The following is a 14082-nucleotide window of genomic DNA, read 5'->3' on the forward strand; positions in this document are numbered from 1 at the left end:
AGGGCTCGATCAGCGCCATGCCAGAAGCACCACGCCCAGCGCGGCGGCTGCAAGTACGCCCCAGGGCTGATGATCTGCCCAGGACAGCAATGGCTGCCAGCCCAGGGCTATCGCAACCAGTATCAGACCCAGGCGGAGCTGACGGGTTCCCTGGCGGGTATGTTTCAGCTCACGCTGAATATTATCCAGCGCGGTAGCCTGCTGCAGGCGTTGCTTGCGTTCGCTCTCTATCCGGGAGAGCGCCTGATGGGCGAGAACGGGCAACCCTGGAAGGCGCTGTGCGAGGTCGGGCGCCTGCTTTTTCAGTTCTTTCCAGAATCCCTTGGGCCCGGCACGTTCCTTCATCCATTCTTCCAGGAACGGCTTGGCGGTATGCCACAGATCAAGCTCGGGGTGAAGCTGACGTCCTAGACCCTCGATATTGAGCAGGGTCTTTTGCAGCAGTACGAGCTGGGGCTGCACTTCCATATGAAAGCGCTGAGCAGTCTGGAACAGGCCCATCAATACCTGGCCGAAGGAGATATCCTTCAGGGGCTTTTCAAGAATAGGCTCGCACACGGCGCGAATGGCGGCCGCAAATTCGTTGGCGCGGGTACCTTCACCGACCCAGCCGGACTCGATGTGCAGCATGGCCACTTCGTAATAGTCCTGGTGAAAGAAGGCTAGGATATTGCGGGCCAGGTAATCCTGGTCTTCACGCGTCAGGCTGCCGACTATCCCGCAGTCAATGGCTATGTATTGCGGGTCATGCGGATGCTCGGTCGAAACGAAGATGTTGCCTGGGTGCATGTCGGCATGAAAGAAGTTATCGCGAAAGACCTGGGTGAAGAATATTTCGACGCCGCGCTCGGCAAGCTTCTTGAGATCAATGCCGGCCGCTACCAGTGCTTCTGTCTCGGCGACGGGAATACCCTCGATCCGTTCCTGCACCATGACGCGCTTGCGAGACATCGACCAGTAGATTGTCGGTACGTACAGCAGGGGTGAGTGCTGGAAGTTGCGCTTGAGCTGGGAGGTGTTGGCCGCCTCCTTCATCAGATCGAGTTCGTCGAACAGCGTGGATTCGTAATCACGTACCACTTCGACGGGTCGCAGGCGCTTGCCATCCGGCCACAGCAGCAGCAGTAACCGGGCAAAGGTATACAGCAGCTGAATGTCGCTGCGCATGATCTGATCGATGCCAGGCCGAATGACCTTGACGACTACCTGCTCGCCGGTATGCAGCCTGGCGGGGTGAACCTGAGCGATCGATGCCGAGGCCAGCGGATCGGCGCTGAATTCGGCAAAGCACTCATCAATACTGGCTCCGAGCTCCTGTTCGACCGTGGCACGTGCCACGTCGTTGGGAAAGGGCGGAACCTGGTCCTGCAGTCGCTTCAGCTCGACGGCAATGTCGGGAGGCAGCAGATCGCGACGCGTGGAAAGCATCTGGCCGAACTTGATGAAAATGGGGCCTAGGGATTCAAGGGCCAGCCGAAGCCGCTCACCGCGGGACTTGTCTCCCTTCGGGATCAACTTCAGCGGTGAAATGACCATGACCATGCGGACGATCGCGGGTAATCGCTCGACAGGCACCAGCGTATCAAGGCGGTAACGGGCAATGATCCAGCCGATGCGAACGAGGCGAACCAGTTTCACGAAGCGTCCTCATCAAGAAGCCGGTGTTGCATCAGATTCATGCGGGCTTCCAGACGATCCACGGCGACCTGAAGGTTGGTCAGGTGTTCCCGTGCGACACGTGTCTGGGACTGCCCGGCAATGATCTGTGCTTCTTCCTGCATATATTCCTGGAGATCCCTGGTCAGGGCGTCACGTGAATGCAGGCCGAAATGACCTACTCGCCGCAGGCCGGTAGCGAGGCTGTGTGCCGGCACTTCACCGAACCACTCGACCAGTGCGCCTTCCCAGTCGATGTCCAGGTCCATGAACAGTTCACGGACGGTTTCAAGACGCGCTATCTGGCCGCGCGCAGCCAGCCGGCCTGAAAACATCAGTTGACGAACATCCGCGCCGCCCAGAAGGCTTGCCAGTGTCTCGAGCGTCAGCTCGACAATGATGTCGGCATCCTTTTCCTGAATATTTCTGAGCGAGGCCAGATGAATGCCGCGGGGATCAAAACTCAGGCGCACATTCACTGCCGGACGCTCCAGGCAGACCAGCATGCGAAGGCCGGCGAGCGCATTGAGTCGTTCGGCAGCTGCAGGATCGCGATCCAGCAGCTGATTGACCGTTTTCTCCATGCCGTTAAGCAGCATGGATGTCAGTAGCGTCATGGTTATACTCTTGCCGGAAACGCAGCCGAAGCTGCGTCAGGGAAAATCTGCGAGCGGGCGCCCCGGGCCTTACAGCTTGATACCACGGTGCAGGGCGACCACGCCACCTGTCATGTTGGTGTAATCGACACGCTCGAGGCCTGCCTGTTCCATCATGCTCTTGAGTGTTTCTTGGTCAGGATGCATGCGAATGGATTCTGCCAGATACCGGTAGGATTCGGCATCATTGGCGATCAGGCGGCCGAGCTGTGGAAGCACCCGGAAGGAATATTCGTCGTAGACCCGGGAAAATACCGGATTGATCGGTTTCGAGAACTCCAGCACCAGAAGACGGCCGCCGGGTTTCAGAACACGCGCCATGGAGCGCAGTGCCTTGCTCTTTTCGGTCACGTTTCGCAGACCGAAGGCAATGGTAATGCAGTCGAAGGTATTATCATCGAATGGCAGGTTTTCGGCGTTAGCCTGAACGTATTCGATGTTGCCGCAGATGCCCAGGTCGGTCAGCTTGTCGCGACCCACATTGAGCATGGAGCTGTTGATATCAGCCAGTACCACGCGGCCGGTATCGCCTACGCGTTTCGAGAACTTGGCCGCCAGATCACCGGTGCCACCGGCAATATCGAGGACCCGGTGACCACGACGAACGCCGGAGCGCTCCAGGGTGACACGTTTCCAGACTCGATGGATGCCCATCGACATCAGATCGTTCATGGTGTCGTAGCGGGAAGCGACAGAGTGAAACACATCGGCGACACGTCCGGCTTTTTCTTCAAACGCGACCTTTTGATAGCCAAAGTCTGTGGTTCGCTTGTCCATGCTTTCCTCAACGGTGTTGGGCCTGAAAAATGATCGGCGGGCATCGGTTGCGTGGTGTATCGCATTCCGATAACGCTGACATTGTAGCGGTCAGCCGTGCATTTGTCTTTCGGTGCGGTGGGCTAGAGCTGCTTGATCATGATCGATGGTGCCTGACGGGATTCGCCGGCCTGTTCGAGGCGGGTCAGGTACTGCTGCCAGTAGTCTGCCTGGTGCGTTGCCAGCTCATGAAGATAGTCATAGGTATATAAACCACTGTCGTGACCATCGTCAAAATGCAGTTTCAGAGCGTAGTGGCCGGTCTGGGTAATATTCAGCAGGCCAACGTCCTGCTTGCCGGTCTGCAGGACTTCCTGGCCCTTGCCATGCCCTCTCACTTCGGCAGAGGGGGAATGGACCCGCAGGTATTCCGCACTCAATGTGAAGGGTGGCTGGTTGCCGAAGGTCAGCACCAGTTCGCGTGCGTCGCGGCGATAATGCACGTGGGTCAGTTCCGGGGTGGACATGAGGTCTCCTTGCCGAACATGAAGAGGGGACAACCGGCCCTGCAGCGCAGGGCCGGAGCGAACCAGTCTAGAGGATGTAGCGGGACAGGTCGTCGTCCTGCGCCAGATCACCCAGACGTTCTTCCACGTAGGCATTGTCAATGACCAACGGCCCCTGCATGTCGCCACCGGCGTAGAGGGCCTCTTCAAGCAGGCGCTCCATGACGGTGTGCAGGCGGCGTGCTCCGATGTTTTCCGTGCCTTCATTGACGTCATAGGCAATGCGGGCAATCCGCTCGATGCCGTCATCCGTAAACTGGATTTCAAGGCCTTCCGTCTGGAGCAGCGCCTCGTACTGACGGGTCAGTGCGGCGGAGGGCTCGGTCAGGATGCGCTTGAAGTCATCAGGGGTCAGTGCCGCGAGCTCAACGCGGATCGGCAGGCGACCCTGCAGCTCCGGGATGAGGTCCGAAGGCTTGGCAAGGTGGAAGGCGCCCGATGCGATGAACAGAATGTGGTCAGTGCGCACCATGCCATGCTTGGTGGATACGGTCGAGCCTTCAATCAGCGGCAGAAGGTCACGTTGTACCCCTTCACGGGATACGTCGCCGCCGGACTCGCCGCGCTTGACGACCTTGTCGATTTCATCGAGGAACACGATGCCGTGCTGCTCGACGGCATCGATCGCCTGGGCTTTCAGGTCTTCATCGTTGACCAGTTTCGAGGCTTCCTCGTCACGAACCAGCTTGATGGCATCCTTCACGGCCATCCGCTTGGTTTCGCTTTTCTGCTTGCCCATGCTGGAAAACATGTTCTGCAGCTGGCTGGTCATTTCTTCCATGCCCGGCGGCGTCATGATATCGATGCCCTGACCCTGAGGGGTCACTTCGATATCGATTTCCTTGTCATCGAGTTGACCTTCACGCAGCTTCTTGCGGAAGGTCTGGCGCGTAGCGCTGTCCTGACGGGCGCCGCTATCGTATTCGTTGCCACGGGCCGGAGGCAGAAGGGCATCAAGAATGCGCTCTTCAGCGGCGTCTTCGGCCTTGCTTTCGACCTTTTTCTTGGCCTGCTCGCGGACGAGTTTCATTGCCGTTTCAACCAGGTCGCGCACGATGGATTCCACGTCACGCCCGACGTAGCCCACTTCGGTGAACTTGGTCGCCTCGATCTTGATGAACGGTGCATTGGCTAGCTTCGCCAGACGGCGGGCAATCTCGGTCTTGCCCACGCCGGTCGGGCCGATCATCAGAATGTTCTTCGGAACCACTTCACCTCTGAGGTCGTCGCCGAGCTGCATGCGGCGCCAGCGGTTACGAAGCGCGATGGCCACGGCGCGCTTGGCATCACCCTGGCCGACAATGTATTGGTCCAGTGCATGGACGATTTCTCTAGGTGTCATCTGTTCATTCATGAGATTAATCCAGGGCTTCAAGCGTGATGTTGTGATTGGTGAACACACAGATATCGCCCGCAATGGTCAGGCTTTTTTCGGTAATGTCACGGGCGGACAGGTCTGTGTTATCCAGCAGGGCGCGCGCAGCGGCATTGGCGTAGTGTCCGCCTGAGCCGATGGTGATGATGCCGTGTTCGGGTTCCAGCACATCGCCGGTTCCGGTGATAATGAGCGAGGCATTCTTGTCGGCGACTGCCAGCATGGCTTCAAGACGACGCAACGCGCGATCGGTCCGCCATTCCTTGGCCAGCTCGACGGCGGCCTTGGTCAGGTTGCCCTGATATTTTTCAAGCTGCGCTTCAAAGTGCTCGAACAGGGTAAAGGCATCCGCCGTTCCCCCGGCAAAGCCGGCCAGGATCTGGCCGCGATACAGTCGGCGAACCTTGCTGGCATTGCCTTTCATGACGGTGTTGCCAAGAGAAACCTGACCATCGCCAGCCAGGGCGACCTGCTCGCCGCGGCGAACGGATACGATCGTGGTCATGTGTGTGCTCCGGTATACATAAAAAGGGGAAAACCCCAGGTGACTTTGACACCGCGTGACGGCGCCATGGGAGATCATGAAGGGGAAATGAGGTCGGTCGAGCGAGAACTCAAGGCAGGCGGCCCCCGAGGGGGCCGGAAAGGGCTTATTTCTGTTTCATTACCAGCGGGTCGATGCCCTGGGTCTGCATCAGGCCACGAGCGCGTGCCAGTTCACGTGTGTCGCTGTAAGGCCCACCCTGAACACGGTACCAGGTGGTGTTGTCCGCGGTGGTGACACTGGTCAGTTGAGTCGTGATACCAAGGTTTTTGAGCTTGTCGGCCAGCTTTTGTGCATCGTCTTTGGATTGAAACGAGGCGGCCTGCAGGAGATAGCGCTTGCCCTTCTCAAGCTGAGGAGCGGCGGCGCTGTTGTCAGCGGTGGCGGTTTTCTGGCGCGTTTCTGCCTTGCTTGCAATGGTGGCAATGGGATCCGGGGTGCGTGGCGTCGACCGATAAGCATCCACATCCGGGGCAATGACCTCGGTTTCAGGCAGCAGGGTATAGAACTCGAAGGTCGGCATCTTTTCGCCATCGGCATTCTCGTCCTTCGATGCCGGCGTGCCATCCTTCGTGCGGGCCGTGGCCGAGTCCTGCTTGTTCGCAGGCTTGGCAATCACTGCGGCCGGTTGAGACGGCGTTGCCGGTGCCGGCTCGTCGTGCAGCAGGTAATAGGCAAAGGCAAACCCGCCGACGATACCGAAGGCGGCCCACAGCCACCCCGGAATCAGCGGGCCGGTCAGCGGCTTTTTCCTGGCACCGCCGCGCTGTGTGGTGGCGCCCTTGCGTTTGGGTGCCGGCTTTTTGGCAGGCGTGCGAGCCATTTACATCTCCTCGGGCGCGCTGACGCCCAGAATGGCCAGACCGTTGCGCAGTACCTGTCGTACGGCGACACCCAGGCAAAGGCGCGCGTTGCGTGTGGCGCTGTCGTCAACCATGACCTTGACCGCGTTGTAGCAGGAGTGGAATTCTCCGGCGAGTTCCTGCAGGTACTGTGCGACCTGATAGGGTTCACGAGCGGCGGCTGCACGGGCAACCAGCTCCGGCCAGGCCGCAAGACGGTTCATCAGGTTCTTTTCACGATCATCTTCAAGCAGGGCGAGGTTGGCCAGTCCTTCGGATGAATCGAATGCCCTGTCATCACGCTCGGCCTTGCGCAGCACGCTGCAGACGCGTGCATGGGCATACTGAATGTAATAGACCGGGTTGTCATTGGTCTGTGAGCGAGCCAGATCAATATCAAAGGTCATCTGGGACGTGGCGGCGCGTGCAACCAGGAAGTAGCGTGTGGCATCACGGCCGACTTCATCGATCAGATCGCGCAGGGTAACGTAGCTGCCGGCCCGCTTGGAAATCTTGACTTCCTGACCGGAGCGAGTGACCAGTACCATCTGGTGAAGCACGTAGTCCGGCCAGTTCTGCGGGATACCGGCGTTCAGTGCCTGCAGACCGGCGCGCACGCGGGTGATGGTGGAGTGATGATCTGCGCCCTGTTCGTTGATCACGGTGGTAAAGCCGCGGTTCCACTTGTCCAGGTGATAGGCAACGTCAGGCAGGAAGTAGGTATAGCCGCCTTCACGCTTGCGCATGACCCGGTCCTTGTCATCCCCGAAATCCGTGGTCTTGAGCCACAGGGCACCATCGGACTCGTAGGTATGTCCTCCACTGACCAGCGCCTTGACCGTCTCATCGACCTTGTGGTCACGGTACAGTGCCGATTCCAGAAAATAGACATCAAATTCAACGCCGAAGGCGCGCAGGTCGAGATCCTGCTCGCGGCGCAGATATGCCACGGCAAAGTCACGAATGGCACTTTCATCCGTCGGGTCACCCTTGGCCGTAGTGGCGCGGTCGCCGGCGGTCACTGTCTCGCCACTCATATAGGCGCGGGCGACGTCCTTGATGTACTCGCCCCGGTAGCCATCCTTGGGCCAGGCCGGATCGCTGGGTTCCAGCCCCTTGACGCGGGCGGCCACCGACAGCATCAGGTTATCGATCTGTGCACCGGCGTCGTTGTAGTAGAACTCGCGAGTCACGGCGTAGCCACTGGCTTCCAGCAGTCGACTGAGGCTGTCGCCGATGGCCGCGCCACGGCCATGACCGACGTGAAGCGGGCCGGTCGGGTTGGCGGATACGAACTCGACCTGAACCTGCTCATTGTTGCCATTCTGGTTGCGACCGAATGCATCGCCCTGCTCGAAAATCGTGGTGATGACCTGGGCAGCTGCTTCGGTATTGGCAAAGAAATTGATGAATCCGGGGCCGGCGATGTCGACCCGGCTGAGGGCGCTGCTCTCGGGCAGGGCATCGATCAGTGCTTCGGCCAGGGCGCGGGGCGGCTTGCCGGCCGGTTTGGCCAGCATCAGCGCCAGATTGGTGGCGTAGTCGCCGTGTGCCTTGTCTTTCGTGGCGTCAATCTTGATGGACGGTGCGACGTCAGCAGGCAGAACGCCCTGGTGTTTCAGGGTGTCAAGCGCGGCGGTGAGCAGTTCGAGGATGGTCTCTTTCATGATTAGTCGGTTCGAAAGTCCTGGTGAGGGCCGCTCACCGTTGATGGCAAAAATACGGGCGGCGTAGCGAGGCGCGCCGAAAGGGTGTGCGTCAGGGCGCCGGCCGCGAAGAGGTTCGCGATGGTGTCCGAACCGGCCATTATCGTGCAAGCAGCCGCCGTGTCAAAACTTCTGCAGTACTAGTCGAGTGCCACCGGGTCTACATCGAGGGACCAGCGGAGTCGTCGAGCCTCCGGTAACTGCTCCATGTAGTGTACTAGCCAGGCGCCGGCATCGTGCAGGGGCGCCCGGCCATCGGCGGCCAGCATGAGCTGAACATGATAGCGACCCTGGCGCCGTTCCATCGGTGCCGGTACGGGGCCCAGGCAGTCCACCCTGATGTCGTGGGCAGCGACATGGCCCCTCAGCGCCTCACCGATACGACCGAACAGCTCAAGCAGGTTCTGCTGATGAGGGCTTTCACCGCGCAGCAGCATAAGGTGGCGGTAGGGGGGCAGCCCTGCCTGCCTGCGCTCTACCAGCAGCCGCTCTGCCAGCGCATCGTAACCCTGCTCGGCGAGCAGAAGCAGGCCGGGGTCATCCGGGTGGTGGGTCTGGATCAATACGCGGCCGGGGTGCTCGGCGCGCCCGGCGCGGCCTGCCACCTGGATCAGTAGCTGGGCGCTGGTTTCAAGGGCGCGATAATCGGCGCTGTAAAGGCCGCCATCGGCATTGACCACTACCACCAGCGTAATGTGGGGAAAGTGGTGGCCCTTGGCCAGCATCTGGGTACCGACGAGCAGGCAGGGATCGCCCCGGTGAATGATGTCCAGGGTGTGCTGAAGGGCATCCTTGCGGCGGGTGCTGTCCCTGTCGACGCGAAGTACCTGCGTGTCCGGAAAGGCGGTAGCCAAGGCATCCTCGGTGCGCTCGGTACCGCTGCCCTGCGGACGAAGGTCGCCGCTGTGACAGGACGGACAGGCATCCGGGAGGGCGACATGATGATCGCAATGGTGGCAGATCAGTTCCGGAGGATGCCGGTGCAGGGTCAGTCTGGCATCGCACCGGGGGCATTCAGCCAGCCAGCCGCACTGATGACATGCCAGCGTGGGCGCGTAGCCTCGACGGTTGATGAAGATCAGCACCTGTCGTTTGAGCGCAAGCTGCTCGCGGATGGCCTCCAGTGCCGGAGGCGTGAGTCCACCATCCTGAGGACGACCACGAATATCCAGCAGTTCGATGTGCGCCTTGCGGCTGTGACCGGCGCGCCTGGTCAGGTGGAGGTGGTGATAGCGGCCATCCCTCGCATGCCTGAGCGTGACCAGTGAAGGGGTGGCCGTGCCGAGTACCACGGGAATATGCTCACTTTGGGCGCGCACCAGTGCCAGGTCGCGTGCGTGATAGCGAAGGCCATCCTGCTGCTTGAAGGAATCGTCATGCTCTTCATCGATGATGATGATGCCCAGGGCTGCCATGGGGGTGAAGACTGCGGAGCGGGTCCCGATGATGATCCGGGCGCGCCCCGCGCCAGCGGCTTCCCAGGCGTCAAGCCGCTCGTTGTCGCTCATGCCCGAGTGAAGGGCCACGATCGGCACATTGAAGCGACGCCGAAACCGGTCGAGGGTCTGGGGTGTCAGACCGATTTCCGGTATCAGGACCAGCGCCTGCTGCCGACGGTGCAGGACGGCTTCGATCAGCTGAAGATACACTTCGGTCTTGCCGCTGCCTGTCACGCCGTGAAGCAGACTGGGAGAAAACCGGCCCAACTGGGCATGTAGGGCCGCGAGCACTTCGCTTTGCTCCCTGCTGAGTGTCAGGGACGGCTCGGCCAGAGTTTCATGGTTGTCCCGTGGAGGGGCAATGGCCTGTTCCGTATGTACCTCTACCAGGCCCTTGCCGGCGAGGGCTTCCAGCTGCTGGCGTGTAAAGCCCTGTGCCGTAATGGCAGTATGCGGCATGCCGCGTCGATGCTGACGCAGCATATCGAGCAGCTCGGCCTGTTTATGAGCCCGGCCCAGCTGCTCGGCGCTGGTTTTCTGGCCTCGCGACGTCAATCGCCAGCGGTCCAGGGTTCGGGCTTCCAGCGGTCTTCCCTGACGAAGCAGTACCGGCAGGGCCTGAAACAGGGTATCGCCCAGGCTATGCTGGTAATAACGTGCCGTAAAGCGGCACAGGGCCAGCCAGTCTGCCGGCAGCGGGGTCTGATCGATCAAGGCCTTGATGGGCTTGAGGCGTGACGTGGGGACATCGCTGTCCTGTTTGGTGCCTACCACGATACCGACCATGTCCCGGTGGCCGAAGCTCAGTTTTACACGCAGGCCTGGCTGCCAGCCCTGAACAGGCGTGTCAGGGCCTGGCAGGTAGTCAAAGCAGCGGCGCAAGGGAGTCGGTATGGCCACTTCAATGATACGTGGTGCGGCCGAAAACGGGTCGGGCAAAACGGGTGGCCTCTGTCAATAAAAACTGCTAGAATTCGCGGCCTTCTGGGCACGCCAGTAGAACATACTCCCGGAGTAATGGCATCCCGGCGTGTGCCAGGGACTTCACTTTTCCACATCCGTATGCGGTGCCTGGCAGTAGATCAGGTGGCGGCATGCCTCAAGAGGTCATCCCGATGAAACAGTCGATCCATCCGAATTACAACCACGTCAACGTTACCTGCTCCTGCGGCGCAGAGTTTGCAATTGGCACCACGTCCAGCGACGACTTTACTGTCGACGTCTGCTCACAGTGCCATCCTTTCTATACCGGCAAGCAGAAGCAGGCGACTACCGGTGGCCGTGTCGAGCGCTTCAACAAGCGTTTCGGTGCTTCCATCAAGCGCTGAGTGGTGTGGTCGGGATGTCCTCCCGGCCAGCAAGGAGCCCGCCTTTTCGGCGGGCTTTTTTGTGTCTGCATGTGGCACTCGGATAAGGGTTTCATTATGTCGAAAAGGCTACCCATAACCCCCTTGTGATGGATAAAAGTTCAATGGTGGCGGGGGGTTAGTAAAGTTGTTGAGCGTGGGCTTTTTATATACTCTGGTCCTGAGTGACACCATGACGATACAGGAAAAGAGACCATGAGCGATTCCAAACGACAGGCGGCGCTGGATTACCACGCCAAACCGATTCCTGGCAAATTGTCGATTGAGGTCACCAAGCCGACGACAACCGCGAAGCATCTGGCGCTGGCTTACAGTCCCGGCGTGGCGGAGCCTGTTCGTGAAATAGCGAAGGATCCTGAAACCGCCTATCTCTATACCGGCAAGGGCAACCTTGTGGCGGTAATCTCCAATGGTTCGGCCATTCTGGGGCTGGGTAACCTGGGCCCGCTGGCCAGCAAGCCGGTGATGGAGGGCAAGGGGGTATTGTTCAAGTGCTTCGCCGGGGTCAACGCCATCGATATCGAGGTAGACGCGGAAAGCCCGCAGGCATTTATCGATACGGTTGCCCGCATTGCCGATACCTGGGGCGGCATCAATCTGGAAGACATCAAGGCGCCGGAGTGCTTTGAAATCGAACAGGCCCTCAAGGAGCGCTGCAACGTCCCCGTGTTTCATGATGATCAGCACGGGACAGCCATTGTCACAGCGGCCGGCCTTCTGAATGCCCTGTCGATTGCCGGCAAGCGGCTTGAAGAGGCGCGTATCGTTTGTCTGGGCGCGGGGTCGGCCGCCATTGCCTGCATGAAACTGCTGATTTCCTGCGGGGCGAAGGTTGAGAACATGGCCATGCTCGACCGGAATGGTGTTATCCACGCCGAGCGTGAAGACCTCAATCAGTACAAGGCAATGTTTGCCAACGAGACTGATCATCGGACGCTGGATGATGTCATCGAAGGAGCCGACGTGTTTCTGGGGCTGTCCGGCCCGAACCTTTTCTCGGCTGAGCAATTGAAGAAGATGGCGGACTCACCCGTCGTTTTTGCCTGTTCGAACCCTGATCCTGAAATTCATCCGGACGTGGCCAATGAAGCCCGTGATGATGTCATCATGGCGACCGGGCGTTCCGATTACCCCAATCAGGTCAATAATGTACTGGGCTTCCCGTTCATTTTCCGTGGTGCGCTTGATGTGCGGGCCACTGAAATCAACGAGGCCATGAAAGTGGCGGCAGTGCATGCACTGAAGGATCTTGCACGGGAGCCGGTAACCCAGGAAGTTCTGGATGCCTATGAAGTTGACGCCCTGTCCTTTGGCCGTGGGTACATTCTGCCGACTCCGATGGATTCCCGTTTGCTGGATCGTGTTTCCTCTGCGGTAGCGCAGGCTGCGATCGATTCCGGCGTGGCAGAGAAAGGCTTCCCGGCACATTATCCGCTGAAGCGTGTTGAAGACGTTTACGCGCGCTGATTCGCCGTGCAGTGACGTAAAAAAGCCCGCGCAAGCGGGCTTTTTTACGTCTGCAGGACAGGGTTACTGTCTTACAGGCCGTACACCAACGAAACGGCTGTCCGAGTATCCGTTTTGGATTCGGCGTCTGATGGTGGATTGGTATTGTGCTCGACCTGGTAGGCTACCTTCAGTGACAGTGTTTGATTGATCGCCACCTGAAGTGCGGTTTCCGAGCGACCAATCACGTTTTCATCGGTAGCTTCGCCGACCACACCTTCCGTGAAGGCTGCCGTGTCGGAGACCTGCCACTTGTAGTTCACCGCGCCGTAGGCCAGCGCCAGGTTCTTGACGTCACCGTCGTCGTAGACGTCATGGCGAAGCCCCGGGCCGCCTTCAAGTGATAGGGTATGGACGGGGCCTTCGAGCAGCTGGCGCCCGTAACCACCCGCCAGCGTGGTTTGAGAGTCATAACCGCTGAAGCGGTCCTTGTCCCAGCGTACGACCCCAAACAGGTAGTTCCGGTCATCCAGGTTATAGCGCGTGCGGCCCGCTGCAATATATTCCTCGGCAGATTGCTCGCCGTCTTCGCTGGCACTGGTAGCTTCCCCGTGCAGGCTGTAACTCCAGGCGTCGTCGTACCAGGTACCGGTTCCCTTGCTCAGCAGGGTTTCACTGTCACTGTTGCCTGTCAGGCGGGTATAGCCGAATTCGGCGCTGCCCTCAAAGCCCTTCTCGGTGCGATGGTCAAGTGCATTGAATGTGTCATCGAAGTCGATATCGTCGTCTGCATGGGCAGGCAGCGAAAGGGCGGTCGCAATCGCAAGACAGCCACCAAGGGTGAGGCAGCCGGTATAGGAAATGGCCATGGGATCATGTTCTCGAGCGAGGGAAATACGTGATGGAAAGACTGACATTACCGTGTAGGCTCAACCCGTCTAATGGGGCGATACCAGGCCATCTACTCTAGCGTCAGTGAAATAAAACAGTGTTCAGAAATTGTAAAGAATCGAAGCGGCTGTGGTGGTATCCGTATCTACATCCGCTTCGTCAGGTGTGTTGCTGTTGTTTTTGATTTCGTGGGAAAACTTCAGTGCGAGATGGTCATTCAGCGGCACGGAGATGGCGCTGTAGGAGCGTGAGATAATGTTGTCTATGGTGGCTTCGACAGAAAGCTCCTGTTCAAAGGTGGCACTGGCTGAAAAGTCATATACGTAGTCAAGCGCGCCGTAACCGACGAGCAAATTTCGGTCACCCCCGCTTTCAAGGGCGTCGCGACGAAATCCCGGGCCGGTTTCCAGCGACAGGTGGTGTGGTGACTCACTCAGAATATGGCGACCATAGCCGGCAATGACCGTAGCCTGATAGTCATAGCCTGAAAACCGTTCCTTGTCATACCGTGCCAGGTTGAACAGGTAGTGCGGGCCTTCAAGGCTCAATCGCTGCCTGGCTCCCAGCAGGTATTCTTCGGCACTGACCCGGTCATTGTCTTCCACGCGCTTGGTTTCGGCCCGCAGGGTGCGTGTCCAGGGCCCTGTGTACCAGGTCATCGACCCCTTGGCGAGCAGGGTCTCGCTGTTACTGTTGCCGGACAGGCTGGTATAGCCCAGCTCGGCGTTGCCACTGATGCCCGTTTCCTTGTCAGAGGCTGCCGGAGGCGCATAAAACAGGTTATCGTCGGCCGCCATGGCGGAAGTCGAGGCAACAAGCCACAGGATGCCTGTCATCA

The 14082-nt window shown here is 59.3% G+C and carries 13 protein-coding genes; 2 read left to right on the forward strand and 11 right to left on the reverse strand.

All coding sequences use genetic code 11. The features are described from left to right. Window positions 1-9 precede the first annotated feature (9 nt). The 9 genes from ubiB to NAT21_RS02315 all read right to left on the reverse strand — a co-directional run bounded on the left by ubiB (window position 10) and on the right by NAT21_RS02315 (window position 10479). Window positions 10-1638, reverse strand: a complete 1629-nt coding sequence (ubiB, locus tag NAT21_RS02275) for a ubiquinone biosynthesis regulatory protein kinase UbiB (RefSeq protein ID WP_250935348.1) — start codon at window positions 1636-1638, stop codon at window positions 10-12. Next, the gene (locus NAT21_RS02280) at window positions 1635-2273 is read right to left on the reverse strand and encodes a ubiquinone biosynthesis accessory factor UbiJ (RefSeq protein ID WP_250935349.1); all 639 of its coding nucleotides are present in this window, start codon (window positions 2271-2273) and stop codon (window positions 1635-1637) included. The genes ubiB and NAT21_RS02280 overlap by 4 nt, the downstream gene beginning before the upstream one ends. Window positions 2274-2342: 69 nt before the next feature. Next, the gene (gene ubiE, locus NAT21_RS02285; protein WP_250935350.1) at window positions 2343-3089 is read right to left on the reverse strand and encodes a bifunctional demethylmenaquinone methyltransferase/2-methoxy-6-polyprenyl-1,4-benzoquinol methylase UbiE; all 747 of its coding nucleotides are present in this window, start codon (window positions 3087-3089) and stop codon (window positions 2343-2345) included. A 122-nt stretch (window positions 3090-3211) separates the two neighbouring features. After that, on the reverse strand, window positions 3212-3595 hold the full coding sequence (locus NAT21_RS02290; RefSeq protein WP_250935351.1) for a gamma-butyrobetaine hydroxylase family protein: 384 nt from the start codon (window positions 3593-3595) through the stop codon (window positions 3212-3214). Between the two features lie 67 nt (window positions 3596-3662). Further along, window positions 3663-4988: an ATP-dependent protease ATPase subunit HslU gene (hslU, locus tag NAT21_RS02295; protein WP_250935352.1), complete on the reverse strand. Its 1326-nt coding sequence runs from the start codon at window positions 4986-4988 to the stop codon at window positions 3663-3665. Window positions 4989-4992: 4 nt separating this feature from the next. Next, window positions 4993-5514: an ATP-dependent protease subunit HslV gene (gene hslV / locus NAT21_RS02300; RefSeq protein ID WP_250935353.1), complete on the reverse strand. Its 522-nt coding sequence runs from the start codon at window positions 5512-5514 to the stop codon at window positions 4993-4995. 145 nt (window positions 5515-5659) lie between these two features. Further along, entirely contained in the window at window positions 5660-6376 is a 717-nt protein-coding gene (locus NAT21_RS02305; protein WP_250935354.1) for an SPOR domain-containing protein, read from the reverse strand. Continuing rightward, a complete protein-coding gene (gene argS / locus NAT21_RS02310) occupies window positions 6377-8062 on the reverse strand; it encodes an arginine--tRNA ligase (RefSeq protein ID WP_250935355.1) in 1686 nt (561 codons plus the stop codon). 179 nt (window positions 8063-8241) lie between these two features. Further along, complete coding sequence (locus NAT21_RS02315; protein ID WP_250935356.1) at window positions 8242-10479, reverse strand: primosomal protein N'; 2238 nt, start codon at window positions 10477-10479, stop codon at window positions 8242-8244. A 176-nt stretch (window positions 10480-10655) separates the two neighbouring features. Here NAT21_RS02315 and rpmE point away from each other — a divergent pair, with 176 nt between their 5' ends. Then, entirely contained in the window at window positions 10656-10868 is a 213-nt protein-coding gene (rpmE, locus tag NAT21_RS02320) for a 50S ribosomal protein L31 (protein ID WP_250937955.1), read from the forward strand. Between the two features lie 234 nt (window positions 10869-11102). Further along, complete coding sequence (locus tag NAT21_RS02325; protein ID WP_250935357.1) at window positions 11103-12374, forward strand: malic enzyme-like NAD(P)-binding protein; 1272 nt, start codon at window positions 11103-11105, stop codon at window positions 12372-12374. Window positions 12375-12445: 71 nt separating this feature from the next. Here the strand turns inward: NAT21_RS02325 and NAT21_RS02330 are convergent, their stop codons facing one another. Together NAT21_RS02330 and NAT21_RS02335 are read right to left on the reverse strand one after the other, a co-directional pair. Further along, a complete protein-coding gene (locus NAT21_RS02330; RefSeq protein WP_250935358.1) occupies window positions 12446-13222 on the reverse strand; it encodes a DUF481 domain-containing protein in 777 nt (258 codons plus the stop codon). A 123-nt stretch (window positions 13223-13345) separates the two neighbouring features. After that, on the reverse strand, window positions 13346-14080 hold the full coding sequence (locus tag NAT21_RS02335) for a DUF481 domain-containing protein (protein WP_250935359.1): 735 nt from the start codon (window positions 14078-14080) through the stop codon (window positions 13346-13348). Window positions 14081-14082 lie beyond the last annotated feature (2 nt).

This window comes from Larsenimonas rhizosphaerae (genome assembly GCF_023700005.1).
In the GTDB taxonomy this organism is placed as follows: domain Bacteria; phylum Pseudomonadota; class Gammaproteobacteria; order Pseudomonadales; family Halomonadaceae; genus Larsenimonas; species Larsenimonas rhizosphaerae.